The organism is Massilia alkalitolerans DSM 17462, from assembly GCF_000427785.1.
Classification (GTDB): domain Bacteria; phylum Pseudomonadota; class Gammaproteobacteria; order Burkholderiales; family Burkholderiaceae_D; genus Telluria; species Telluria alkalitolerans.
Map to the genome: position 1 here is coordinate 296,476 of NZ_ATYR01000002.1, position 24,957 is coordinate 321,432.

The following is a 24,957-nucleotide window of genomic DNA, read 5'->3' on the forward strand; positions in this document are numbered from 1 at the left end:
TGCAATCTCGAAAGCGAGCACGGCAATCTGTCGACTCGGACCCCATCGCCTACTTGTGCCGCCCAGCTCCGTCCCGGTTGCTCGTCAAGGTGATCGACATCAGCAATGCCGGTCTTTCCTTCAGCCATGCCCACCCGACTTGGCTTGACCGGTGCTTTATTCCCCCAGTTACATAGCAGGCACATGGTTAAAGCTAGAAAAAGGAGAACCTTCCTATGAACATCACTGCGCTCGCATTTCGAGCGAATTTCATCATGGCTGCCACCTTACTCAGTATTGTTGCAGGTGAGGCGCAAGACGCCAATGCCGCGCCAACACCGGCCGCCAGTACAGTGCACATTCCCTACGCGCCGGCCGAGGCGCTCAGACTCGCGGAACGGGTCGCGGACCATCAATTGCAGCGATACGCCGATGGCCGTGCAAAAGCTGGCTTGCCTATGGAATCGTTCAAGGAGACCGGTTGGGTCCAGGGCGCATTCTTCGTGGGCTTGCGCGAGCTCGCCGATCGTTCGAATAACCCGAAATACAAGGCAGCGATTCTGGCGCGGGGCCAGTTCAATCAGTGGAAACTGGCATCCCGCCCATATCATGCGGACGATCACGTCATCGGCCAAGCCTATCTTTGGGCGGCAAGCAATGGTGCAGGAATGGAGGCCATCGCACCACTGCGGGCGCGTTTTGACCAGATCCTTGCGGCCCCGCCGGTAGGCGTCGGACTTCAGCACGGTGAGCGTGGCGACCCGACGATCGCCGATTGCAGGAAACGGTGGTGCTGGTCCGACGCCCTGTTCATGGCGCCACCGGCCTGGGTCGAGCTTTCCAGGCTGACTGGTGATCAGCGCTACGCGGAGTACGCCAAGCGTGAGTTCCTCGCTGTTACGGCCTATCTGTACGATCAAAACGAACAGCTGTTCTACCGCGACTCGCGCTTTTTCGATCGGCGTGGACCGAATGGCGAAAAAGTATTTTGGAGCCGTGGCAACGGGTGGGTTCTGGCGGGCCTTGCGCGCCTCATACCCATGCTTCCAGCCAACGATCCGGCCCGCCAGCGGATGGAGACCATCTTCAGACAGATGTCGGCCAGGCTCGTCACGCTGCAGAAAGCGGACGGATACTGGTCCCCGTCATTGCTGGCCGATCCCGCAAGCACGCGTCCGGAGACCAGCGGCACCGGGTTTTTCACCTACGCACTTGCCTGGGGCATCAAGGCCCGCCTGCTCGATCGAGCGACGTTTGAGCCGTCGGTACGCAAAGGGTGGGCTGCCCTTGTCCGTGCGGTCCATCCGAACGGTCTTCTTGGCTATGTCCAGCCGGTGGGGGACCGGCCGGACAACGTCAGCTATGGCGAAACGCAGTTTTATGGTGGAGGCGCCTTCCTGCTGGCGGCATCGGCAGTCGCCGATCTGAAGCTCTCACCCGGCAAAGACCCGACCGTTCACGCCCCGCCGTACCCGCAAATGGTGTTGAACGTCCGCACGGAAGGGAAAAATTATGCGCTCAAAAGCCGTTACACGCTTCCACCGGATCACACCATCGGTGACGACCTGATCGCGTTTGAAGGACTGGGATGGGAGTCTGACCTTGCCGCCTACAGGCTATATCTCGATGAGCGCATGGCGGTCGACATTTTTGGGAAGAAGACGCCTGACAACATGTTGCACACCGTAGGCGTAGGCGGCGACAGCTACTACGCGATGGCGCCTTGGGGTATGGACATCTTCAAGGTAGGCACAAGCGTAGGGATTGGCGGAATAGGCCGCCTGCGCGACGGCAAGGTCGTCTCGCTCGGCAAGTCCACCATCAGTGTCTTGCTGGATAACACCGATGCCCGGTCGGCGTCGGCCGAGGTGCATAACGCCGGCCTCGACGAAGGCAAGACTGATCTGTCGACACGCTTGTCGATCCGCTCGGGTTCGGCGTTGACGCGTGTCTCGGCGCGGGCGGGCGCGCCAGGCGGCGACCCATTTGTCACCGGAATGGTCGTCCACCCTGGCACCACAGTCGTCGCCGACGGTGCCGATCAGAGCGGTTGGGCTTATTTCGCTACCTGGGGACGGCAAAGCCTGGCAAAGGATGAGCTCGGCATCGCCGTTTTCTACCGCCCGGACAGCGTGACGAGCGCGCCGGCAAACGACGGTAACACCCTGTTTGTCGCGTTCAAGGATGCGGCCGCGATTGACTACGCATTCGGTATCGCATGGACCCAGGACCTTCAAGGCATCAGGTCGCTTCCCGAGTTCCGCACCTGGCTTGACAAACGGCGTGCTGAACTCACGCGCAAACAAGGAAATCAATGAATACTTCACGACGCAGTTTCTTGCACGTCTCGGCAGCGACAGGCCTTGCATTCGCCATGCCGACGGCCGGCGCGGCAGGACCAGGCCGCGCACTTACCGGAACACGCGATTACTGGCTGAAGATCGCCGACAAATTGGGCCGTCCGGTGCTCGAGAACCTGTCAAGGGGAACGCTGAAGGCCAGCATGCCGGTCGAACAGCAAGCCGGCAAGGGCCGTGAGAATTTCTCTCACCTGGAAGCGTTCGGCCGGCTGTTGAGCGGCATCGCTCCCTGGCTGGAGCTGACCGGGGCAAGTGGCAACGAGAAGACGTTGCAGGCCCTCTATATTGGATGGGCCCGGGCATCACTCGAGCGCGCCACCAATCCTGCTTCGCCTGACTTCATGAACTTCAACCGCCAGCGCCAGCCATTGGTGGATGCCTCGTATGTGGCACTTGCGATGTTGCGCGCGCCGCGGGCATTGTGGGAGCCCCTGTCCAGCGAGGAGAAAGGCCACGTGATCGCGGCGCTTGAATCCACGCGCAAACTCGCCAATCCGATCCGGAATAACTGGGTCATGTTTGCCGCGACGATCGAATGCTTCCTGATGATGGCCGGACGTTCCACGGAGTTCAAACGCTTCGAAAACAATATTCAGGTCATGCTCAATTGGTACGTTGGAGACGGCACGTATGGCGACGGGAAGAGCTATCACGCGGACTACTACAACGGCTACGTCATTCAGCCGATGCTGGTCGATTGCCTCGAATATCTGCAACAACGCGACCGCCGCTTCGTACCCGCATATGAAAAGGTACTGGCCCGCTCGATCCGCCACGCGGCCATCCAAGAACGCATGATAGCGCCTGACGGCAGCTTTCCTCCCCTGGGGCGTTCCCTTCCCTATCGTTGCGGTGCGTTTCAGACGCTGGCGCAAATGGCGCTCATGGACAGGCTGCCCAAGCCGCTGCAAGCTGCTCAAGTCCGCGAAGCCCTGGGCGCCGTCATTGGCCGCACGATGGAGCCGGCGGGCACCTTCGATTCCAATGGCTGGCTGCGCATCGGCCTGGCGGGCCACCAGCCCAGGCTCGGCGAAGAATACGTGTCCACCGGGAGCCTTTACATCGCTGCGAACGCACTACTACCGCTCGGACTTCCGCCGGCTCACGGCTTCTGGAGCGCTCCTCCCGTCCCCTGGACGGCGCAGCAAGTATGGGGGGGTGCCGATGTGGCAAAGGACGCAGCATTGCGCGACGAGCACGAGATCACACTGCCAGTTTTACAGCGCTAGCTGTGCAGGATTTGCCTTCATGCTGCTCGACACGCTTCGAATTCGCCCTCAGGACACCACCGCTGTTACTACATACGTGCTTGCGCCATGCCGATCACTTTAAACCGACGCACTTTCATCCTGTCCATCATCTCTACCTGTACCGCTTGCGGCCTTATCCCTCGCACGCGCGAGCAGCAGCCTGCGGTGCTGGGTGTAATCGAGTACGGACAGTCCAATTCGGAAGGTCAGGCCGTAGATCGCGCTGCGCTACTGCGAACGGATTATCCGCGGCAGTTGCGCATGCCTCGCACTGCGGCTAACAACATCTGGCTGGGCATGGCCACCACCGGCGGACGATCGCTCGAGCTTGCACCCGATGGAATCACAGGCCTGGCACCCCTGCACGGCGCCATGGGAAGCAGCTCGCATGGTTCGACTGCTGGCGAAAGCATGGTGCTACGTCTGGTCGACGATGGGGGGCGGGCGGCGGACCTGCCTTTTTCGGAGGTCGTGCTGTTTAACGTCGCTGAAGGCGGACAGAAAATCCGGAACCTTGGACTGAACGCGGCGCCGAAGTATCATGGCTTTCGCAACCTGCAACGGGCCACGACAGCTGTGCATGCGGCGCTCAAGCGTGAGGGCAAGGGCTACGTTGTCAAGGCGATCCTGACCGCACAAGGCGAGAGTGATGCCGGAGAGGGACGCCTTGGGGCCTTGCAGGAACAGGTGCGTGCCGAGATCGAGTCATCCGTGCAAGCGATAACCGGGCAGCGCGATCCTGTGTGGATGTTGTCGGTACAGCCGTCGAGCTTCCAGGAGAGTTCGGAAGGCGTGCGTTCCATTCTCGACGAGCATGTACGTACCATTGAACATGGGGGCGCGTTCTTCTGCCTTGGACCCAGCTACAACTTTCCTTTTGCGCGCGACTATCTGCACCATTCAAGCCAAGGCCATGACATGCGCGGCGAGTTGTACGCAGTAGCCTTTCAGGCCTTGCTGCGCCAGGGGCGCTGGGACGTACTGCGTGCGACAGCGGCCCGACGGATGCATTCGAACCGGATCGCAATCACATTGAGCGAAGCGGCGCAGGTGGAACATCTGACGGACCTTGCCGCGCCGGACAATCTCGGCATCGCGCTGAGGGGTGGCGAAATCGACACCGTCGATCTCGCTGGCGACCAGCTGCTCATCACGACAAGGGGCGCGGCCTCTGCGGTGACAGCGGTGCACATCGGACTCTCCGGACATCGTGACCGACGCGGGGCAGCAAGCGTCCCACGTACGAGTATTCGCTCCGTGGCATCCTATGGAAAGTATCGGAACGGCACCGCCATTCGCAAATGGCTGTGCCATCAGTCGCTCCCGATGGAGGGTCATGCCGGTTAGCGCCCCTCGCCAATGCCAAGTTTCCATGGTGAGGGTGGATGGCAAGTCGGCACTGAACCTGGAGCGCGAATGGATCCCATTCGCGCCACGAGCCGCTTGGCTCAACGCCTGGTTGACACTCAACGCACCATGCACGGCCGCTTGCTATCGAACTTCCAGTTCGGGATCAGGAACTGCATCGCCACCGCATCGTCGCGCGCGCCCAGGCCCATGTTTTTATACGCCTGGTGCGCCGCTTCCAATGCATCGACATCGAGCTCGATGCCTAGGCCCGGCCGCGCCGGCACCTTCACCTGGCCGCCCTCGATCGTCAACGGCTCCCTGGTCAGGCGCTGGCCGTCCTGCCAGATCCAGTGGGTGTCGATTGCGGTGATTCTACCCGGCGCGGCGGCGCCGACGTGGGTGAACATGGCCAGCGAGATGTCGAAGTGGTTGTTCGAGTGCGAGCCCCAGGTCAGGCCGAACATGTCGCACAGCTGGGCCACGCGCACCGAACCCTGCATGCTCCAGAAGTGCGGGTCGGCCAGCGGGATGTCGACCGACTGCAGCTGGATCGAATGCGCCATCTGGCGCCAGTCGGTGGCGATCATGTTGGTGGCGGTGAGCAGGCCGGTGGCGCGGCGGAACTCGGCCATCACTTCGCGGCCCGAGAAGCCGTTCTCGGCGCCGCAGGGGTCTTCGGCATAGGCCAGCACGCCGTGCTTGTCGCGGCAGAGGCGCACCGCTTCCGCCAGTGACCAGGCGCCGTTCGGGTCGAGCGTGACGCGCGCCTCGGGAAAGCGCTCGTGCAGGGCAATCACAGCTTCCATTTCCTCGTCGCCCGACAGCACCCCGCCCTTGAGCTTGAAGTCCTGGAAGCCATAGCGCGCCTGCGCGGCTTCGGCCAGGGCCACCACCGCTTCAGGAGTCATCGCCTCCTCGTTGCGCAGCCTGAACCAGGCGTCGCCCACATCCGTTTCGGCGCGGTACGGCAGCCGGGTGCGCCCGCGGTCGCCGATGTAGAACAGGTAACCCAGCATCGGCACCGCGGCGCGCTGCTGGCCCTCGCCCAGCAGGGCCGCCACCGGCACGTTCATGAACTGGCCGAGCAGGTCGAGGAAGGCGGATTCGACCGCGGTGACCGCGTGGATGGTGGTGCGCAGATCGAAAGTCTGCAGGCCGCGTCCGCCGGCGTCGCGATTGGCGAAGCTGGTCCGGATGGCGTTCAGTACCGCGTTGTATTCGCCCAGCGACTTGCCGAGGACGAGCGGGCGCGCGTCTTCCAGGGTCTGGCGGATCGACTCGCCGCCCGGCACTTCGCCGAGACCCATGTTGCCGGCGCTGTCCGTCAGCACCACGACGTTGCGGGTGAACCAGGGGCCGTGGGCACCGCTCAGGTTCATGAGCATGCTGTCCAGGCCGGCGACGGGGACGACCCGCATCGCGGTGATGACGGGGGCGCCTGAGACGGGGGTATTCATCGATGACTCCAAAGAATTCAAATGTTATTTATTGCTTGCTACGGTAATAGTCGGCCAGCACGCCGAAGGCCTGCTTGCGCACACCGGTTTCAGACACGATGCCCTTGCGGTTCCAGCCGTTCTGGAACACCGGGTGCTCGCGGCGCGGCGACTTAAAGTCCTTCAGGATCCACGGCGACATGCCGCGCAGGGTCGGAATACGCTCGGCCATCGCCAGGGTCTGGCGGTAGTACTCGGCCTGATACTCCTCGGTGAATTTCTTCATACCGTCGTTCTTGTAACCGGCCAGCGCGTCGGCGCCGAACTCGGACAGGATCAGCGGACGGTCCGCCGGCACCCTCCACTTCAGCCTGGCGACGGCGTCGAGCTTGTCGGAGCCGTACCAGCCGGCATAGGTGTTCACCGCCAGCACGTCGAGCTTGTCGGCCAGCGGATCGTCGATCGCCAGCGCGTTGCCGTCGTGCTTGACCAGCAGCGCCGCGCTCACCAGGCGCGAAGGATCCAGCTGGCGCACGTTGTCCGCCATCGCCACATGGAAGCGCGTACGCGCGTCCGCCACCGGGGTTTCGTTACCGACGCTCCACATGATCACCGAAGCGCGGTTGCGGTCGCGGTAGATGGTCTCGGCCTGCATCGCCAGGGCCTTGCGCAGCACGGCCGGGTTGTCCCAGTCGACCGTCCAGTAGACCGGGATCTCGCTCCACACCAAGAGGCCCATCTCGTCGGCCAGGCGCACCGTGGTTTCCGAGTGCGGGTAGTGCGACAGGCGCACGTAGTTCCCGTTCAGGCCATGCTTGATCTCGTGCAGCAGCGCGCGCGAAGCCTGTTCGGTCATGTTGCGCGCCGGGTTGGGGCCGAACTCTTCTTCGTGCAGCGAGATGCCGCGCAGCCAGACCGGCTTGCCGTTCAGGAGGATCTGATTGCCCTTCACCGCGATGGTGCGGAAGCCGACGCGGTCGCGAACCGTGTCGCCCGATGCGCTGAAGCGCACGTCGTACAGCATCGGCTTCTCGGGCGACCAGCGTTCGAGGCCTTTCGGGGCCGGCAGGTCGAACACGGCGCGGCCGCCGGCGTCGGTGACGGCGCGGGCGGTGGCGAGCGCACCGATCGCCACCGTCACGGCCTGGTTGGCGGCCTGCGGTCCCTGCAGGCGCACTTCGCCGGCGATGCGCCCGTCCGGGCGCAGCTGGACCATGGCGTCGTCGATGAAGGTGGCCGGGGTGGTAATCAGGCGTACCGGGCGGGTGATGCCGCCGTACAGGTCCCAGTCGGTGATGAAGGTCGGGATCGACTGGGCGTCGTGGGTCGAATCGACGCCCACTACCAAGCGGTTGTCGCCGGCGCGCAGCGCATCGGTCACTTCCAGCACGAAGGGCGTGAAGCCGCCTTCGTGGCGTCCCACCTCCTTGCCGTTCAGGTAGACATAGGCGCGGTAGTTGACCGCCTCGAAGCGCAGGAAGGCGCGCTTTCCCGCGGCCGGCTGCGCATTGAACTTGCGTTGGAACCAGATCAGCCCATCGTAGTAGCGCAGCTCGGGGATGGCGGCGTTCCAAGCGCCCGGCAGGTTGATGAGCGGGCCGCGGTCGAGGTCGAACTCGAAGAAATCGACGCCACCCTTGGCCTCGACGGCGGCGACGTCGATGTCGCGGTAGCGCTGCATGCGCGACTTGGCCACCCAGCCGTTGATGTCGGTGAGGCCGGTGCGGTACAGGTCCTTCGAATAGGTCCACTGGCCCGACAGGTCCTGGCCGTCGCGGTGCAGCGCGCCGGCCAGGAGAAAAGCGGGCCGCAGGGAATCGGACCTGGCTTCGTGCGCCACAACGTCCTGGCACAGAATCGCCCCGATAAAAGCCCACAACGCGATAGAGAGTTTATACATGAAGTCGCAGCAAGATTGGTTGAGCACGCGCCCGAAAGCTGCGCGTGCGTTACAGGAAAAGATCAGAATTCGTACCTCAAGCGCACGCCGAAGTAACGGTCCGAGTTGCGCGGAAGCGTCTGCGTTAGCACGGGCACATTCCCAAACACGCTGTAGTTATCGCCGACGAAGCTGGCATAACTCTTGTCGAACAGGTTGTTGACGTAAAAAGTCAGCTTCACGTTCTGCGCCGGATTGAAGAACGCAACACTACCGTTGACGATACCGTAGCCCTTCTGTACGGCCAAAGGATTGGCAGCGAGATCGTAGTTCACGCTAGACTGGTACTGGGCATTAAGGTTGGCGATCCCACTGTAGCCGGACTCGCCAATCGCGAAATTGTAGGTCGCGCCGACATTGAGTTTGGTACGCGGCGCGTTTGACAAGCGCTTGCCCGACAAGTCCTGCAACGGCACATTATTGACCGGTACGCAGCCAGCGGCCAGCGTCTGGCCCGGGTAGCAGGTCGTATTCGGGAACTTCTTTATGATCGCATCAACCCAGGCGAGCGAGGCTTCCAACAAGAGGGTGTTAATCGGCTTGCCCTGGACTTCCAGCTCCACGCCACGGGTGCGGAGTTCGCCGACGTTGGTGACTGCGTTTTCGTAGGTCTGGGTGAGCGGATCCAGGCGGCGCGACTGGGCCTGAAAATCCTTGTAATCGGTATGGAACACCGTGGCATTAACTTGCAGGCGATTCCGCAGGAAACGGCTCTTCATGCCCAGCTCCCACGCCTCTGAGGTTTCGGGCGCAACCGGAAGCCGCACGCGGGCGGAATTGAAGCCGGTGGAGATATCATAGCCTGCCCCTTTGTAACCAGTGGCAAACGAGCCGTACACCATCACGTCTTTGGCCAGGTCGTGCTGCAGGGCCAGCTTGCCGGTGCTTGCATCGTCGCGGCTGCGTCCGTCGAAACTGACTGGCACCGCCGGCAAGCGGTTGGTGAAATCGACCTCGATCGTCTCGCGGTTAAAGCGCAGACCGGCGCTAACGCGCGTGGCCGGGGTGATCCGGTATTCGGCCTGGGCAAAAGCTGCGGCGGTCTGGTTGCCGGAACGAGCGTCCCAGTTAGCCAGGTTCGAGACAGGTCCGCGCACAAAGCTGCGTTCGGTGCGCGAATCCGCGTAATACAGGCCGCCGAGATAGCTCAGCGCACCGTCGCCAGCAGAGCTCAAGCGCAGCTCCTGAGTGGACATGCGCGAGCGATATGGGCCGCCGGCGGTAATCCCGCCACGGAATACGCCGTTGGTCTGCGCACCGAGTTGGTCCAAATTCGTACCATCGAAATCGTTCAGGAAATCGAACTGCCAGTCCTGCCAGGTGGTGACAGAGGTCACCGTATGGCTGTCGAACCTCCAGTTCACGGCGCCCGAAAGGCTGCGCGACTCGTGTTCGGCAAAGCCCGGGTTGTCCATGCGTACAGCGCGGTTGTCCGGACCGGGGGTGATGCCGACCACGGCCGGTCCGATCGGCGCCACGCCGCGCAAGCGAGCACCCGGCGGCACCGCCAGGAAGGTCGTTACAGGGCCTTCGATGCGACGCTTGTTGTAGTCGGCGATTAGGCGACCATCGAGTGTGGGTGTGGGCTTGACGTCCAGGCGCAGGCGCACGCCCTTGCTGCGCTCACCATTGAGCCTGGCTCCCGACTCCAGATTCGTGATGTCGCCTTCCCGGTTGCCGGTATAGGCATTCAGGCGATAGCCTAGCTTATCGTTGACAGGGCCGGAAATACCGGTTTCGAGACGTCGCTCACCGTCGCTGGTCACGGTCACCTGGGCATGGCCTTCGCGCTCCTCGCTCGATTCCTTGGTGACAATATTGATGACGCCGGCCGACGAGTTTTTTCCAAACAGCGTACCCTGCGGACCGCGCAGCACTTCAATGCGCGCGATATCACTCAGGCTCGAGAACGCCTGCAGTTGCTGGATTACGGGCACGTCATCGATGATCACGGAGACCGCCGATTCGATACCGATACTGAACGCGAACGTGCCGATACCGCGCAGCGCGATATTGTTGTTGTTCGGATTCTCGTTGATAGTCAGAGCAGGCGCCACGCGCGTCAGGTCTGAAAATCCGACGATTTGCTGGTTCTCAATGGCACGCTCATCCACGGTGCTGACCGCGACTGGCACGTCCTGCAAAGCCTGCGGACGTTTTTGTGCAGTAACGGTGACAACCTGCAGACCCTAGGCGGTCACTTCAGCGGTATCCCGGGGTTGGTTCTCTGCCATGGTCGGGGCTGCAAACATGCTGGCGGCAAACAGCGCGGATGCATGAGAGATAGCGGTTCGCTGCAGGCGGCATCGCGTGGATGACAAACTCATCTGGTCTCCTGGATATTGTAGTGAAATATGCTAAAGATTCGTGTGTCGTACAAATTTCAGACCGCTAAAGATGGTCTTGCCGCTCGTACCTACTGCACCATGCAACCGCTCACCTGCTGTAGGGTTGATGTGGCACCTCTTCCGGAAGCCAGGCTCGTAAGGTGGAGAGAGTGGGCAGTGCGAGAGCGGTCGACTGTGCTCGTCAAAAGGACAACTTAAGTAATATATTAGTACACGGAACAGGCAATTTGCAGCGGCCAGCGTGCTTCAGTCAGCAAGTTGAGTAAAAGTCTTACACGCCTACTATTTCGATTAGCGCGGTTTTAAAACTGGCGCGCCTACCTCATCGGACTCGCATCGCCCATGGCAAACAGTATCAATTCAACGTTGAGTCAATAGTGCTGTTTTTGACAACTCCGTGAAGGACAGCCATGTCTCCCTGCCGATCACATTTACGGACATCGCCTCTTTGAAGGGGGTGACCTGATCGGAATCTTGTAGCCAGCGGGAGAGTTAGTCTTCATGTTACTTTTGTACATGGAGGCTAGATGAAGAAACGTTTTACCGAAGAGCAGATCATTGGGATCCTGCGCCAGGCCGAGGCCGACGGCGTAGTCATCCGGGATCTCTGCAGGAAGCACAACATCACCGAACAGACTTTTTCCGGTGGCGGAACAAGTACAACGGGATGACGGTGCCTGAGGCACGTCGGCTTAAGGACCTGGAAGCCGAGAACGCCAAGTTGAAGAAGCTCCTGGCCGAGCAGTTGCTGGCGATCGAAGGACTGAAGGAGATCGCCGGAGAAAAATGGTAACCCCGGCAGCTAGGAGGCAAGCGCTTGAGATCCTGAAGAGTAAAGGCTTATCCGAACGCGCTGCCTGCCGATTTGCCGGGGTAAGTCGGCGCATAGCGAATTACGAGCTCAAACAGCCAGTCAAGGCTCAGGCCCTGGGAGCCCAACTGATCGAGGCGTCAAGTCGCTATCCGCGTTTTGGCTATCGACGCATCGCCGGGATGACGGACACGAAGCTGAGCCGTGTATGGCGCCTTTGGAGCAGGCTGGGATTGAATCTGCCGAAGCCCCGGCCCAGGAAACGTCGCTGTGGCGGCGACATCCGTATTCCCGGCTCGACTGCGCCCAACGGCGTGTGGACATATGACTTCGTGCACGACCAGCTGGCCAACGGGGGGGCGCTCAAGATGCTTTGCGTCCTTGACGAGAGCACCCGCGAATGTCTGGCGATCGAAGTGGGCAAGTCGCTGCGCACTCAGGACGGCATCCTGACGTTGTCCAGGCTGATGCGCATCTATGGAAAGCCGGCTTTTATTCGCTCCGACAAAGGTGCCGAATTCACTGCTACGGCCGTCATGAAATGGCTGCGTGACCAGAACATCGGGCCGGCTTACATCAAGCCGGGCAGCCCATGGCAGAACGGCTTCGTCGAGAGCTTCAACGGCAAGCTGCGCGATGAATGCCTGAACCGGGAGTGGTTTGTCAGCCGGCAGGAGGCCAAGCTGATCATTGAGAAATGGCGTCACTTCTATAACAATGAGCGCCCGCACTCTGCACTTGGCAACCGGGCACCAGCCGCAGTTGGCCGTGAACGGCGCCAGGAACAGGCTGCCTGAAGTCGAAGACTAACAATCACCGCGGCTACAAATTAGCCGATCAGGTCAAGTGTAGATGCGCATAGCGGTGTAGCAGACGAGTTGTTCAGTCGTCGGAGTTCGATGTCGAGTCGAAGAACGAGTCCGAGTCCGAAGAGGAACCCGAACCAAACGTGTTGCCGCCAACGTCCATGATCCCGTCGTCGTCCATTGGCAAGCAAGTAGCAGGATTCACCTGCACGAATTTGAGCTCGTTATCGTCGTCGTCGACGGCATTTGACGGCGCGCCCTCGGACCGGTTGAAAAACGGTGCAGCAAAACTAAGGATAATCGCGAAGGCGACCAGTCCAATGACCGCGAACGTCAGGAATTCTCTCAAGCCGCCCTCCTGGCGAAGTGTTTCAGGGTTGTGGTCGCCGGCGGCATGTTCCACATGCTCGTTTAGTGTAAAGCCATCGTCCCGGCAAGCTTACCGACCAGTTACCAACCCCGCCCCAATACCGAGTGGTTCCCAGCCGTCGGCCAGTAAAGAGGAGATTGCACGGACCTCAAGCGCACGCTCGAGCATTCCAGCCCTAACACCACGCGGATGCAGACTCTGCCGTCAAAGGACGTTCGTGAACATCTGGACAGTATTCTGTCCCCCGTCCCGATCAGGTAATTGCGAATGTCTGACAGGGCGTGAGGGGTAGACGTGCGGGCATGCCTGGCGGCAGCCGGGGATGACTATTGCTGCCCTACTCTCGCGTCCCGGCTGTCGTGGTTCTCGCCTCCTGACCAGGGTCCGATCGCCTCTGTGGCCACTGTCTCCTTCCCCTGATGTGACTCGCTCCCCGCCGGCGCCGCTGGCGGCCGGGTTTTTAGGGTCATGTGATAACTCGTTGGTTAGTTACATTTTTAGTGCTATAGTCTTTTTAATCCCGTCTCCGTGTCCATCATGTCCAAGCTTTCATCCTGGGACGACAATCCCATCAAGGCCTTCTCTGCCTTCATCATCAGCCTCGATTTCGCCGAGACCGCCAAGCGCCTCCCGGCCGACGGCAAGTTCAAGACCGTCTCGAAACAGTCCGTCGCGATCTACACCTACATGTTCGGGAACTTCTGCAACTGGATGGCGGAACAAGGGAAACGCTTCTCCACCGTCGACAAGGACGACCTGAAGCGTTTCATCAACCGCGCCGACGAACACGGGCGCGCCATCAACAGCAAGATCGCCCACCGTTACCTGCGCCTGCTCGAGCGCTGCTATCAGTACCTGGAAGCCGAGCCGAACCCGGCACGCGAGGCAATCCTGGCCACGAGCCAGGCCGAGTACATGAAGGACGAGCCCACGCGAGCCCTGTCGGAGGACCAGTTGCGCCGCTTTTTCGACGCCCTCCCCTCGGCGCCGGCACGGCTGCGCCGCGTCACGCCCTTCGACGGCTGGAAGCGCCGGCGCGACCGCGCCATGCAGGTGACCATCGCGCTGGCCGGGCTCAAGGTGTCCGAGGCGATCGGACTGCTGCTGGGCGAGGTCGCACAACAAATTGATATCGACGGCGCCATCGAACTCTCCATTACCCCGAGCCAGAAGCACGAGACGAGTCACGAGCACGTCACGCTCCTTCCACGGGAAGGTGCTGCCGAGTTGCAAGCCTGGCTGTGGGAACGCGCCGAGATGGGTATTCCGGGCGATTTCGTCTTCCCTGCGAATACCGAGGGGCGGAAGATGATCAAGAAAACCGTCTACATGCAGGTCCGGGCCACGTTCGAGCGTGCCGGCATCGAGCTGTCCCGGGCGGGTGGGCGCACCTTGCGCAACACCTTCGCCCAGCAGAAGCTGGCCGAAGGCGCCACACCGGACGAGCTCAAGGACACGCTCGGCCTGGCGCTCGAGCGCTCCGCTGCGGACTACCAGTACGCGCGCATCAAACCGGATCCCGAGAAGTAAACAATGGCCCGGAGCGCTGCCGGGTCACCAATCACTATCGCACCCGAATCGACGGTCGTCTTTTCGCCTTCATTTCTCGAGCAGGCGCTGGATGGCCGGATCGACCGGCAGCCGCCGGAACATGCTGATGTTCGTCCCGCCGGTGTTCCCGACCGGCACGGTGCCCACGGCCGATCCGATCGCGCCCAGCACAATCCGCAGCAACTGCCCCCACACCTGCAACGGCGAACGGCGCCGCAAGCCGATCTTGAGCATCCAGTAATGCGTTGCCACGTGCGGCGCGACGTACTGCTGCGCCATGACGTGGGCGATTTCCAGATGGCGCATCGCACTTCCATCCTCGCGTCTGCGGTATGAACGGCGCGCTGCCATCATTTCGGCCCGATAGGCCCGTTTCAGTTCGGGATGCATGACATGGCTCCTTCGCAGACAAAGTTCGTGCAGCGGACGGCAGACCTGGCCCTGCCGACCTGCCGCAGGCTTCCGATCACTCTAGTCCTTCCCACAATGGCAAGGTCAAGCCGATTTGCGCGCGGAGCTTGCGGCTTCGCAGCCACCGCTTCCGGCCTGTTCCGGCGCCAAAATGCCCGTGCTATACTCGCCGCACCTATGAACCGTCTGCTCACGACATTGCTGGTCTGGCTCCTGATGGCCGCGCTTCCGCTGCATGCGGTGGCCGCTACCATGGAGCTGTCGTGCGCGCACTCGCAGCAACGACACGCCGCTGCCGCGCATCCGCATGCGGACCATGCCGCTGCAGATGTCGACGAACACGCCCACCATGGCGGCCACGGCGAGCATGCCGCAGAAGCAGCCGCGGCCGACAACGCAGCTGGATCCGGGTCCGGGTCGATGTTGTCGCACGCGTCCTGCAGCGCATGCTCGGCCTTCTGTGTCGGCGCAGTCGCGCCCCCTTCCGCTTCACTTCCCCTGCCGAGCTTCGACGGTTCCGACGTCGTCGTCATCGCTCCCGCCGACTTCGGTACCGGCTTCATTCCGGACGGCCTGCAGCGACCTCCCCGGCGCTGATCCACGCAATCGACCGCGCACGCGCAGCCTGAGGCTATCAGCCGCTGCTGCGTGCCGAGCCCTGGTGCGCACCTGCGCACCGCTGTTCCCGATTTCGAGGATTGACCATGCATCTCCATCGATGGGTTGCCTTCGGCACCCTGCTGGCCGCAGCGTTTCACGCGCATGCTGGACAGCCATCCCGCACGCCTGACCCGGCCGACCCGGCCGCGGCCGTGCCCGCCATCATCTACCAGTCAGCCCTGGCCGGCTACACATCGACCGACAAGGCAGCGCCGCCGCCGGACAAGGCCTGGCGCGCCGCCAACGCGACAGTTGCTGGCCAGCCAGGCCATGCCGGGCACCATGCGCCGGCTGCGGAACCGCGCAAGGAATCGGCGCCGTCCGAGCCGGGACCGGGAAGCACGGCGCCGGCGCACGCGCAGCACAAGCAGCACCAGCACCACTGAGCGGAGCCGACCGATGACTAACAGAGAATTTCCCCCGGCGCTGCGCGCGCTGGCGATCGGCGCCATCGCCCTCACGCTCGGCGGCTGCGCCAGCTTTTCACGCGATGGCGGCCTCGAGGGCGTCTCGGCCATGACTGCCGAGCGCACCGGCCAGGACCTGCGCCTGCCGCGCGCCGGCGACGTCCCCGCCCATGCCGAGCTGGATGCACTGCTGAAGCAGCCGCTGTCAGCCGACGGTGCGGTGCGCGTGGCCTTGCTGGGCAACCGCGGCCTGCGCGCCTCGCTGGCCCAGCTGGGCGTGGCCGAAGCCGACCTGGTCCAGGCCGGGCGGCTTGCCAACCCGAGCCTGGGCTTCGGCCGCATGTCGGGCCATGGCGAAACCGAGATCGAACGCAGTGTCATGTTCGACCTGGTGGGCCTCTTGACCATGCCGCTGCGCCGCGACATCGAGGCGCGCCGCTTCGAAAGCGCCAAGCTGGTGGCCGCCAGCGCGGCAGTGCGCCACGCGCTTGACACCCGCAAGGCCTGGTTCCGCGCCGTCGCCGCCAACGAATCGGCGCGCTACGCCGAACAGGTGCACGAAGCGGCACAGGCCGGCGCCGAGCTGGCCCAGCGTATGGCCAGGGTCGGCAACCTGAGCGCCCTCGACAGCGCCCGCGAGCAGGCCTTTTCCGCCGAGGCTGCCGCCCAGCTGGCCCGTGCCCGCCACAATGCCAGCGCCACCCGCGAGCAGCTTACCAGGCTGATGGGCGTGTGGGGTGCGCATACCGCCTTCCAATTACCGGACCGGCTACCCGAGCTGCCGGCAGCGCCGCGCGAGCCCGCCAACATCGAGACCCTGGCGATGCAGCAGCGTCTCGACCTGCGCCTGGCGAAGCTGGAGGCCGAGGCGACTGCGCGCGCACTCGGGCTGTCGAAGGCCACCGGCTTCGTCAACGTGCTGCATGCCGGCTATGCGAATGCCAGCAAGAGCGGCGCGCCGCGCGAAAACGGCTACGAGATCGAGCTCGCGCTGCCCCTGTTCGACTGGGGCGGTGCGCGCACGGCAAAAGCCGAGGCGCTCTACATGCAGACGGTGCACCGCACCGCCGATACCGCCATCCAGGCCCGCTCGCAGGTGCGCGAAGCCTATTCCGCCTACCGCACCAGCCATGACCTGGCTCGCCACTACCGCGACGAGATCGTCCCGCTGCGCAAGAAGATCTCGGAAGAGACCCTGCTGCGCTACAACGGCATGCTGATGAGCGTGTTCGAGCTGCTGGCCGACACCCGCGCCTCGATCGGCGCCGTGAACGCCGCGATCGAGGCCCAGCGCGATTTCTGGATCGCCGATACCGATCTGCAGGCCGCCATCAGCGGCAGCGGCGGCGCGAGCGTGAACATGGCTGGCCCAAGTGCCGGTACCGACGCCGCTGCCGCGGCGCACTAAGCAAGGAAACCAACATGAGTTCTCGACGAGATTTTTTCACCGGCGCCGCGGCCCTGGTCGGCGCCGGACTGGTGAGCCGCGCCGGCGCCGCCACCCTGCCGGAAGCACCCGTGATGAACACGGCAGCCACGCAACCGCCGCCGCCGCCGCCCAACGGCCGCCCGTACAACCCGGTGGTGACCCTGAACGGCTGGTCGCTGCCCTGGCGCATGAACAACGGCGTCAAGGAGTTCCACCTGGTCGCCGAGCCGGTGGTGCGCGAGATCGCGCCCGGCATGAAGGCCAACCTTTGGGGCTACAACGGCCAGAGCCCGGGACCCACGATCGAAGTGGTCGAGGGCGACCGGGTGCGCATCTTCGTCACCAACCGCCTGCCGGAGCACACCAGCATCCACTGGCACGGGCAGCGCCTGCCGAACGGCATGGACGGCGTCACCGGGCTGACCCAGCCGGGCATCCAGCCGGGCAAGACCTTCGTGTACGAGTTCGTGGCACGGCGCCCGGGCACCTTCATGTACCACCCGCATGCGGACGAGATGGTACAGATGGCGATGGGCATGATGGGTTTCTGGGTCACGCACCCGAAGAACCCGTCCCGGCACCGGGTCGACCGCGACTTCGTGTTCCTGCTGAACGCCTACGACATCGAGCCGGGCAGCTATACGCCGCGCGTCAACGAGATGCTGGACTTTAACCTGTGGACCTTCAACAGCCGCGCCTTCCCGGGCATCGACACAATGAACGTGCGCCTGAACGACCGGGTACGCATCCGCGTCGGCAACCTGACCATGACCAACCACCCGATCCACCTGCACGGGCACGAGTTCGAGGTGACGGGCACCGATGGCGGCTGGACCCGGCCCGAATCCCGCTGGCCGGAAGTGACGACCGACGTCGGCGTCGGCCAGATGCGCGCCATCGAGTTCATCGCCGACGAGCCGGGCGACTGGGCCTTCCATTGCCACAAGTCGCACCACACCATGAACGCCATGGGACACGACGTGCCGACCCTGATCGGCGTCGACCACCGCGGCGTGGCCGAGAAGATCAGCAAGCTGGTTCCCGACTACATGGTGATGGGCGACAAGGGCGGCTCGATGGGTGACATGGAGATGGCGCTGCCCGACAACACCCTGCCGATGATGACCGGCCAGGGCCCCTTCGGCGGCGTCGAGATGGGCGGCATGTTCACGGTGCTGAAGGTGCGCAAGGACCAGAAAGCCGGCGACTACAAGGACCCGGGCTGGTACCGGCATCCGCCCGGCACCGTCGCCTACGAGTGGAAGGGCGAAGCGCCCGCCGCCGTACGCAGCCAGTCGGCCGGCGGCCAGGCCATGCCTGCGGCCAGTAACTCGCCCGAGGTCGAAGTCACGGTGCGCAAGCCCAAGGGGCACCAGGGTCACCACTGAGCGTTTTCCGACACAAGCAATAAGCAATCAACAAACAAGGAGAGACACACCATGAAAGCATTCCTGCAGCATTCCCTCGCGATCCTGATGGCCGGCGCGGCCGCGCTGGCAACGGCCCAGGACCACCAGCACGCCGGCAACGGCGCCCATGAAGCGAGCGCGCCGAACGCCGCGGCTACGCTCACCGAAGGCGAAGTCAGGAAAATCGACAAGGAGGCGGGCAAGATCACGCTGCGCCATGGCGAAATCCGGAATCTCAACATGGCCGCGATGACGATGGTCCTGCGCGTGCAGGACCCGGCGATGCTCGATCAGGTGGAGGTGGGCGACAAGGTGCAGTTCGCGGCCGAGCGCCTGAACGGCGCCATTACCATCGTCCAGATGCAGAAGGCGCAGTAATACCCACACCATGGAGCACACATGATCAAGCAGCCACTCGCAGCATGCATCCTCGCCCTCGCGTTCGCAGGCGTCCATTCGGCCGCCCTCGCGGCCACGCCGAAAGAAACCGTCGCGGCGTTCCACGAAGCGCTGACAAACGGCGACAAGGACCGGGCGCTCGCCTTCCTGTCGCCCACGGTCGCCATCTACGAGGCCGGCTACGTCGAACGCTCGCGCGACGAGTACGCCCAGCATCACCTGGGCGGCGACATGGAGTTTGCGCGAACCACGACCCGCAAGCTGCTCAAGCAGAGCGAGCGCATCGACGGCAATACTGCCATTGTCTGGGAGGAAACCGAGACCACCGGCACCGCGCGCGGCAAGCCGGTGCATGCTTTCGGCACCGGCACGATGGTGCTCGAAAAAGAGGGTGACGGCTGGGCGATCGTGCACGTGCACTGGTCGTCGCGCAAGGCAAAGTAAGCCAACCGCCCCGGCGCTTCCGGCGCCGGGCGCCCCTTCACCCATCTCCGCATCCCGCCGGCGCGTCCCTCCTTCCTCCCCGCCACACGCCCCGCAAGGCGCCTTCATCGATGGCTGTTCGTCAATACGAAAGTTATGGACGAGCTCGCAAAGTGCCTATACCATTTAATTAATTGGTCAGACCAATCTCTCTAGTGGTACGTGCAATACAAAATTGGCCTGAGCAGTTTTGTAGTCAAAAATAACACTTTGGAGACCAAAACATGATTCAAAGCTTGCAACGTACCAGCCTTGCGGCCGCCGTCGGCGTGCTCCTCAGCGCCTGTGGCGGTGGCGAACCCGAGACGGCGACGGCGATGTCGATGTCGAGAACCTCTTCCCTCGTCGCGTCCAGCGCCACGGCCAGTACCGGCTGCCCGGCGCTGACCCTGAACGGTGTCGACGCCCAGACCCTCACCGGCGCTTCCACACCGCTCCAGCTGGGCACCTACGGCACCCGCAGGCCTGGAGCCCCGGTCCTGGTGGGCGGCAAGCACTCCCCCGCCAACTACCGCACTGCGCCAGTCCTGCCGAACTGGCAGTTCGCCACCTCCGACCCGACGGGTGGCGTCCTGACTTTCGAATGCGACGCGGCGCCGGACGCCGGGTGGCACAGCTACAAGCGCAGCGGCAGCGCGCACGAGAAAGTGGTCGTCACCGGCGGGCGCAATGCGGCGCCCCAGCACATCTACACGGTTTACAACGGCCAGCAGCTGGTCGCCGCGCTGAACGAAGCAGGACTGGCGCCGAAGATCGTCCGGATCGTCGGCCACATCGACCTGCGGATGAGCGCCAACAACACCGTCTTCAAGGAATACGAAAGCTACACCGACCAGAAATACGGCGGCTCGATCAGCATCCCGTCGAACACCACCCTGGTCGGCATCAACGACGCCCAGGGCCGCGCCGCCCGCATCACCGGCACCACGCTGCTGGTCGGCGGCGAGCTGGCGGCAAGCCAGGGCGGCGATGCGGAAGCCGACTTCAAGTCCTGGATCGCGTCCGGCAAGGACGGCGACCTGTTCCCCACCTGGACCCGCAACGTCATCATCCGCAACATCGCCCTCGACACTCCCTGGGACGTCAACCCGGAGGATTCGGCGAATGCCTATGCGGACGGGGTGACGATTTCGCGCTCGCAGAACATCTGGGTCGACCACGTCACCATCAGCGACGGCGATACGCCCGACCGGCTGGCCAGCGACACCCGCCACGACGGCGCGCTCGACATCGTGCGCGGTTCCGACTACGTGACGCTGTCGAACAGCAAGTTCTTCAAGCATGGCAAGACCACCCTGGTCGGCAACGGCGACAGCGGCCGCGCCTGGAGCGACGCCGGACGCCTGCACGTCACCTTTACCGGCCTGCACTGGCAAGGAACCGCGAGCCGCTTGCCGCTGATCCGCTTCGGCCAGCTGCACACCTTCAACAACCTGCTCGAAGGCGACACCGCTCCGGCCGATCCGGACATGAAGTTCGCGGGCGGCCTGGACGTGCGCTACCAGTCCGACGTCCTGTCCGAACATAACTATTACTTGTTCAAGAACCTGAAGCCTTCCCAGGTAGGCGGCAAGGTCTCCAGCGGCAAGGACGCGATCAGCTACCGCGCCTCGGGCGAACTGTTCATCAACGACAAGGGCGACGACACCAAGCCCTGGGTCGGTGGGGCGATCGACATCTCGAGCGCCCTGATGGCGGCAACCGGCCTGCCGCGCCTCGACAGGTGGACGCCCCCGTACAACTACAGCGCCATGCCGGCCGACCAGGCCTGCGTGTTCGTGAAGAACAATGCGGGCGCCGGACGCGTCAACAATCCGGGCACCGACGCCACCTGCACCGCGGCCAGCACCACCACGCCGCCGACCAACCCGACCGATCCGACGCCAACCGATCCGACCCCGACCGATCCGACCCCGACCGATCCGCAGCCGCCGGTCATCGCACCCACCTGCACGGCCCTGTTCAACTGCAGCTCCGGGGTCGGACAAGGCGTGATGAATACCGCAGTGACGGCGCCGGTGGGAAGCTCGCTGCTCAATGGCGTGTACACCATCGCCGGCGGCGGCAACATCTCGACCTCGACCAGCTACAACTTCTTCTTCAAGTACATGCCCCTGACCGGCAACTTCACGATGACGGCGAAGATGCTGACCCAGGGCGGCAGCGCGAGCGGAGCCCGTGCCGGCCTGCTGGCGACCGACTCGGTGACGGGCCAGGGCACCTATGCGTGGACGGCGCGCTATGCCAGCACCGGTGAGATCCGGCGCGCCATCAACGGCGACAACAAGTCGGTCCTGTCCGGCTATTCGACGACGACCCTGCCGGTGTGGGTGCGCATCGAACGCCGCGGCAATGCCTTGTACTCGGCGGCGTCGCGCGACGGCCTCACCTGGACCGAGGCGACCAGCGTCAACGTCACGGCGCCGACCCTGTATGTCGGCATGGCCGTCTCCTCGGGCAGCAACACGGTCGGACAGTCCGCGAGCTTCAGCAAGCTCACGGTCGTCGGCGGTGGCCTGAACTGAGGCGCTTCAAGCACGCTTGCCGCTGCGACGGCCACGGCGGCCGTCGCAGCGGATATCCCTTTACCCCATCCTGAACGAGCAGAACCCATGAAACTGACTATCAAACCGATCGCCCTTCTCCTGGCCCTGTGCGCCTGCGTCTCGTCGGCCAGCGCAGCCAACATCTCGTACACCGGAGAGTTCGCCTACGATAACGACGTCAAGCTGTTCCAGTTCACCGTCGAGACCCTGTCGACGGTCGGTCTGCGCACCTGGTCGTATGCCGGCGGCATCAACGCGGCGGGCGAGACGATTGCCCGTGGCGGCTTCGACCCGATCGTGGCGCTGTTCGACTCGGCTGGCCAGCTGATCGGCGAGCAGGACGACGGCGGCTGCCGCAAGGTCGCCGCCGACGCGCTCACCCGCCAGTGCTGGGACATCAACTACAGCATCGAGCTGGCGCCGGGCACCTATACCGCATCGCTCCAGCAATACAACAATTACAGCGTCAGCAGCAACCTGGCGGACGGCTTCTACTACCAGGACGCCGCGTACCGGAACTTCCGCAACGGCTTTGTCGATGAAATGGACATCAAGCGCAACGGTTCCTGGGCCTTCGACCTGCTGAACGTGAGCCTGCCGGCCCCGGCGCAAGTGCCGGAACCCGGGTCGATCTGGCTGGTGGGCGCGGCGCTGGCCGGCTTGACGGCAATGCGCCGCCGCACAGCCGGGCGGTCCAGGGCCTGAGGCAACAGCGGCGAGCCGCCGCCATGCGTCGACATGGCGGCGCCGAAGTCCGTGCTGCGCCGGTCCTTCACTTGCAATGCTGGCGCATCATTTCCATGTGCTGGTCGCGCTGCTCGGGCGACATGCTTTGCATCTGACGCTCTGCGATCGCCCGCCGCGCTTCCTCGTTCGGCGCAGCTTGCATCTCCCGGTGCATGGCGCACATCGTTCCGTCGTTGGAGTGTTGCGTCGCACTGCCGGTCGCGCCCCCGCCCGTTGCCGTTTCCAGCCCGTAGAATGGACCGGAAGGCGGGGCGCTGGTGGCAGCGGTGGATGGGCCGCCGTGCGATGCGGCGCAGCCGGCCAGGGCCAGCGCCGCCAGGACAGCCGTCAAACGGCGCGAAGCGTCCCGTGTGATGTTCATGATCGTGCTCCCGTTCGTCGACAAACGTGGCCGCCCGGCGTCCGTGCCCACGGGCCGGGGCAGCAATCAAGCTAGATTCATGAATCGCCGCACGGATGTCAAGCAGGCGCGTGCGCAAAATATTTTTTGACGAAAGTGCATCCAAATCGCTGCGTCCGGCGTAGAGCCTGTATCCGCATTGCGCCGACCTTCGGCCGGCACGGTGGAAACCGGCAATCAACCTCTCCAACTTCTACGACAGGACGCGACATGAACAAGAATACCCTTGTAAAACTCATCCTTGCCTCCAGCATCGCCGCAGCGCTGGCCGGCTGCGGCGGCAGCGACGATGACAACAAGATGGCCGGCGCCCCGGTCACCACGCCACCGCCGGCCGCCGCCACCGCGGGCGACGTGGTAGTCCTGACGACCGGCAACCGTCTGGTCTCGTTCAACCGCGACACCCCGGGCACGGCGCGCACCACCGTGAGTATTGCCGGCCTGCAGGCAGGCGAAAACCTGGTCGGCATCGATTACCGCCCAGCCGACGGCCTGCTCTACGGGGTCGGCAGCAGCGGGCGGATCTATACGCTCAATCCCGAGACCGGCGCCGCCACCCTCAAGTCGACCCTTGCTGCCGACAGCACCGACACGAGCGCACCCTTCTCCGCCTTGGCCGGGACCGATTTCGGCGTCGACTTCAACCCTGTCGCCGACCGACTGCGCGTGGTCGGCAATACCGGGCAGAGCCTGCGCATCAACGTCGATACCGGCGCGACGACGACCGACGGCAACATCAACGGCGGGGCCACGAACACGGCGGTCACCGGCTCGGCCTATACCAATTCGTTCGCGGGCACGGCCAGCACCACCCTGTACGCGCTCGACAGCGCGACCGACACCTTGTATGCGCAGAATCCGCCCAACGACGGCACCCTGGCCACGCCGGTCTCGCTCGGCGTCGATGGCGGCGCCGTCAACGGTTTCGATATCGACGCCCGCACCAACATGGGCTACGCGGTGATGACGGTGGCCGGGACCCGCACCCTGTACACCATCAACCTGTCGGCAACGGCGAACGCGGCGGCGCCGGTGGGGACGCTGGCCCTGACGGAAGACGTGCGCGGCCTGGCGCTGCGGGCGGCGCAGGCGCCGGTGGTGCTCGGCCTGACGGATAATGGCCGCATCGTGGCCTTCCGTCCCGCCACCCCGAACACGCTCACCCTCGACGTCGGGCTGGCCGGCCTGAATGCGAACGAGACCGTGGTCGGGATCGACTTCCGTCCGCGCGATGGCCTGCTCTACGGCATCACCTCGGCGGCGCGCATCGTGACCATCGACGCCGCTACCGGCACGACCACGGTCAAGGCAAGCCTGGCGGCGGACCCGGCCGACACCACCCAGCCGTATGCCGGCATGGTGGGCACGATGTTCGCGGTCGACTTCAACCCGGTGGCCGACCGCCTGCGCGTGATCAGCGACCGCGGCCAGAGCCTGCGCATCAATGTCGACACCGGCGCTACCACTACCGACGGCGCAGTCAACCGACTGGGTGCGACGCCGATGGTCACGGCAGCGGCCTATACCAACAGCATTCCGAATGCGGCGACGACCCAGTTGTTCGACATCGACATCGGCAGCGGCAACCTGGCGCTGCAGAATCCGCCGAACGACGGGACCTTGGTCAACGTCGGGCCGCTCGGCGTGGCGGCCGTCGGAGATGCCGGCTTCGACATCGCGGGCGGCGCCAACGGCATCGCGCTGGCTGTGCTGCGCACCGTCGCCGGCGGTCCGTCGTCGCTGTATCGCGTGGACCTTGCGACCGGCGCCGCCACGCCGGCGGCCGGCGTCTCGAACCCGGCGCTGTCGGTAGCGGGACCCGGCCAGGGCCTGGGCCTGCGCGACATCGCGATCTCCCTCAAGTAA

19 protein-coding genes and 1 pseudogene are annotated in these 24,957 nt (G+C 63.9%); 14 read left to right on the forward strand and 6 right to left on the reverse strand.

Annotated features, from left to right (window positions below; genetic code table 11):
- Nucleotides 1-215: 215 nt before the first annotated feature.
- From YWC_RS0103265 to YWC_RS0103275, 3 genes are all read left to right on the forward strand, one after another.
- Complete coding sequence (locus YWC_RS0103265) at nt 216-2,297, forward strand: glycoside hydrolase family 88 protein (protein WP_051306175.1); 2,082 nt, start codon at nt 216-218, stop codon at nt 2,295-2,297.
- A complete protein-coding gene (locus tag YWC_RS28090; RefSeq protein WP_084416278.1) occupies nt 2,294-3,568 on the forward strand; it encodes a DUF2264 domain-containing protein in 1,275 nt (424 codons plus the stop codon). The genes YWC_RS0103265 and YWC_RS28090 overlap by 4 nt, the downstream gene beginning before the upstream one ends.
- An 87-nt stretch (nt 3,569-3,655) precedes the next feature.
- A complete protein-coding gene (locus YWC_RS0103275) occupies nt 3,656-4,936 on the forward strand; it encodes a hypothetical protein (RefSeq protein WP_027864093.1) in 1,281 nt (426 codons plus the stop codon).
- A 119-nt stretch (nt 4,937-5,055) separates the two neighbouring features.
- Here YWC_RS0103275 and gudD read toward each other — a convergent pair whose 3' ends face one another.
- From gudD to YWC_RS28095, 3 genes are all read right to left on the reverse strand, one after another.
- Nucleotides 5,056-6,396, reverse strand: coding sequence for a glucarate dehydratase (gudD, locus tag YWC_RS0103280; protein WP_027864094.1), 1,341 nt, complete (start codon nt 6,394-6,396; stop codon nt 5,056-5,058).
- 28 nt (nt 6,397-6,424) lie between these two features.
- A complete protein-coding gene (locus YWC_RS0103285; RefSeq protein ID WP_027864095.1) occupies nt 6,425-8,275 on the reverse strand; it encodes a glycoside hydrolase family 2 protein in 1,851 nt (616 codons plus the stop codon).
- Between the two features lie 62 nt (nt 8,276-8,337).
- Nucleotides 8,338-10,449 carry a TonB-dependent receptor gene (locus tag YWC_RS28095; protein WP_267872153.1) on the reverse strand — a complete coding sequence of 704 codons (2,112 nt, stop codon included), beginning with the start codon at nt 10,447-10,449 and terminating at the stop codon, nt 8,338-8,340.
- A 740-nt stretch (nt 10,450-11,189) separates the two neighbouring features.
- On the opposite strand from YWC_RS28095, the pseudogene YWC_RS0103300 reads away from it, so the two are divergent.
- Nucleotides 11,190-12,270 (forward strand): annotated as a pseudogene (locus YWC_RS0103300) (IS3 family transposase).
- Between the two features lie 85 nt (nt 12,271-12,355).
- On the opposite strand, the gene YWC_RS0103305 reads toward YWC_RS0103300, so the two are convergent.
- Complete coding sequence (locus YWC_RS0103305) at nt 12,356-12,682, reverse strand: hypothetical protein (RefSeq protein ID WP_036212816.1); 327 nt, start codon at nt 12,680-12,682, stop codon at nt 12,356-12,358.
- 504 nt (nt 12,683-13,186) lie between these two features.
- Here YWC_RS0103305 and YWC_RS0103310 point away from each other — a divergent pair.
- Nucleotides 13,187-14,179 (forward strand): tyrosine-type recombinase/integrase, encoded by a 993-nt coding sequence (locus tag YWC_RS0103310; RefSeq protein ID WP_027864098.1) that lies wholly within the window; start codon nt 13,187-13,189, stop codon nt 14,177-14,179.
- A gap of 69 nt (nt 14,180-14,248) precedes the next feature.
- Here YWC_RS0103310 and YWC_RS0103315 read toward each other — a convergent pair whose 3' ends face one another.
- Nucleotides 14,249-14,590: a DUF3703 domain-containing protein gene (locus YWC_RS0103315; protein ID WP_027864099.1), complete on the reverse strand. Its 342-nt coding sequence runs from the start codon at nt 14,588-14,590 to the stop codon at nt 14,249-14,251.
- A gap of 198 nt (nt 14,591-14,788) precedes the next feature.
- Here YWC_RS0103315 and YWC_RS32615 point away from each other — a divergent pair, with 198 nt between their 5' ends.
- From YWC_RS32615 to YWC_RS31405, 8 genes are all read left to right on the forward strand, one after another.
- Nucleotides 14,789-15,208, forward strand: a complete 420-nt coding sequence (locus tag YWC_RS32615) for a hypothetical protein (protein ID WP_156923458.1) — start codon at nt 14,789-14,791, stop codon at nt 15,206-15,208.
- A 107-nt stretch (nt 15,209-15,315) separates the two neighbouring features.
- Entirely contained in the window at nt 15,316-15,657 is a 342-nt protein-coding gene (locus YWC_RS28110; protein WP_051995998.1) for a hypothetical protein, read from the forward strand.
- 13 nt (nt 15,658-15,670) lie between these two features.
- A complete protein-coding gene (locus YWC_RS0103330; protein WP_051306177.1) occupies nt 15,671-17,086 on the forward strand; it encodes a TolC family protein in 1,416 nt (471 codons plus the stop codon).
- 14 nt (nt 17,087-17,100) lie between these two features.
- Complete coding sequence (locus YWC_RS0103335; protein ID WP_027864101.1) at nt 17,101-18,495, forward strand: multicopper oxidase family protein; 1,395 nt, start codon at nt 17,101-17,103, stop codon at nt 18,493-18,495.
- A gap of 51 nt (nt 18,496-18,546) precedes the next feature.
- Nucleotides 18,547-18,894, forward strand: a complete 348-nt coding sequence (locus YWC_RS0103340; RefSeq protein WP_027864102.1) for a copper-binding protein — start codon at nt 18,547-18,549, stop codon at nt 18,892-18,894.
- Nucleotides 18,895-18,915: 21 nt separating this feature from the next.
- Nucleotides 18,916-19,359: a YybH family protein gene (locus tag YWC_RS0103345; protein WP_027864103.1), complete on the forward strand. Its 444-nt coding sequence runs from the start codon at nt 18,916-18,918 to the stop codon at nt 19,357-19,359.
- Nucleotides 19,360-19,622: 263 nt separating this feature from the next.
- The gene (locus YWC_RS28115; protein WP_229412999.1) at nt 19,623-21,923 is read left to right on the forward strand and encodes a pectate lyase family protein; all 2,301 of its coding nucleotides are present in this window, start codon (nt 19,623-19,625) and stop codon (nt 21,921-21,923) included.
- Between the two features lie 87 nt (nt 21,924-22,010).
- Nucleotides 22,011-22,649: a DVUA0089 family protein gene (locus tag YWC_RS31405; RefSeq protein WP_027864104.1), complete on the forward strand. Its 639-nt coding sequence runs from the start codon at nt 22,011-22,013 to the stop codon at nt 22,647-22,649.
- Between the two features lie 67 nt (nt 22,650-22,716).
- Here the strand turns inward: YWC_RS31405 and YWC_RS0103360 are convergent, their stop codons facing one another.
- On the reverse strand, nt 22,717-23,052 hold the full coding sequence (locus YWC_RS0103360; RefSeq protein ID WP_156923459.1) for a hypothetical protein: 336 nt from the start codon (nt 23,050-23,052) through the stop codon (nt 22,717-22,719).
- Nucleotides 23,053-23,301: 249 nt separating this feature from the next.
- On the opposite strand from YWC_RS0103360, the gene YWC_RS0103365 reads away from it, so the two are divergent.
- Nucleotides 23,302-24,957: a DUF4394 domain-containing protein gene (locus YWC_RS0103365; RefSeq protein ID WP_027864106.1), complete on the forward strand. Its 1,656-nt coding sequence runs from the start codon at nt 23,302-23,304 to the stop codon at nt 24,955-24,957.

Bases quoted from the DNA above. Each gene is read 5' to 3' on its own strand.
- YWC_RS0103265 (WP_051306175.1), top strand. From the start codon at position 216: ATGAACATCACTGCGCTCGCATTTCGAGCGAATTTCATCATGGCTGCC.
- YWC_RS28090 (WP_084416278.1), top strand. From the start codon at position 2,294: ATGAATACTTCACGACGCAGTTTCTTGCACGTCTCGGCAGCGACAGGC.
- YWC_RS0103275 (WP_027864093.1), top strand. From the start codon at position 3,656: ATGCCGATCACTTTAAACCGACGCACTTTCATCCTGTCCATCATCTCT.
- gudD (WP_027864094.1), bottom strand. From the start codon at position 6,396: ATGAATACCCCCGTCTCAGGCGCCCCCGTCATCACCGCGATGCGGGTC.
- YWC_RS0103285 (WP_027864095.1), bottom strand. From the start codon at position 8,275: ATGTATAAACTCTCTATCGCGTTGTGGGCTTTTATCGGGGCGATTCTG.
- YWC_RS0103310 (WP_027864098.1), top strand. From the start codon at position 13,187: ATGTCCAAGCTTTCATCCTGGGACGACAATCCCATCAAGGCCTTCTCT.
- YWC_RS0103315 (WP_027864099.1), bottom strand. From the start codon at position 14,590: ATGCATCCCGAACTGAAACGGGCCTATCGGGCCGAAATGATGGCAGCG.
- YWC_RS32615 (WP_156923458.1), top strand. From the start codon at position 14,789: ATGAACCGTCTGCTCACGACATTGCTGGTCTGGCTCCTGATGGCCGCG.
- YWC_RS28110 (WP_051995998.1), top strand. From the start codon at position 15,316: ATGCATCTCCATCGATGGGTTGCCTTCGGCACCCTGCTGGCCGCAGCG.
- YWC_RS0103330 (WP_051306177.1), top strand. From the start codon at position 15,671: ATGACTAACAGAGAATTTCCCCCGGCGCTGCGCGCGCTGGCGATCGGC.
- YWC_RS0103335 (WP_027864101.1), top strand. From the start codon at position 17,101: ATGAGTTCTCGACGAGATTTTTTCACCGGCGCCGCGGCCCTGGTCGGC.
- YWC_RS0103340 (WP_027864102.1), top strand. From the start codon at position 18,547: ATGAAAGCATTCCTGCAGCATTCCCTCGCGATCCTGATGGCCGGCGCG.
- YWC_RS0103345 (WP_027864103.1), top strand. From the start codon at position 18,916: ATGATCAAGCAGCCACTCGCAGCATGCATCCTCGCCCTCGCGTTCGCA.
- YWC_RS28115 (WP_229412999.1), top strand. From the start codon at position 19,623: ATGATTCAAAGCTTGCAACGTACCAGCCTTGCGGCCGCCGTCGGCGTG.
- YWC_RS31405 (WP_027864104.1), top strand. From the start codon at position 22,011: ATGAAACTGACTATCAAACCGATCGCCCTTCTCCTGGCCCTGTGCGCC.
- YWC_RS0103360 (WP_156923459.1), bottom strand. From the start codon at position 23,052: ATGAACATCACACGGGACGCTTCGCGCCGTTTGACGGCTGTCCTGGCG.
- YWC_RS0103365 (WP_027864106.1), top strand. From the start codon at position 23,302: ATGAACAAGAATACCCTTGTAAAACTCATCCTTGCCTCCAGCATCGCC.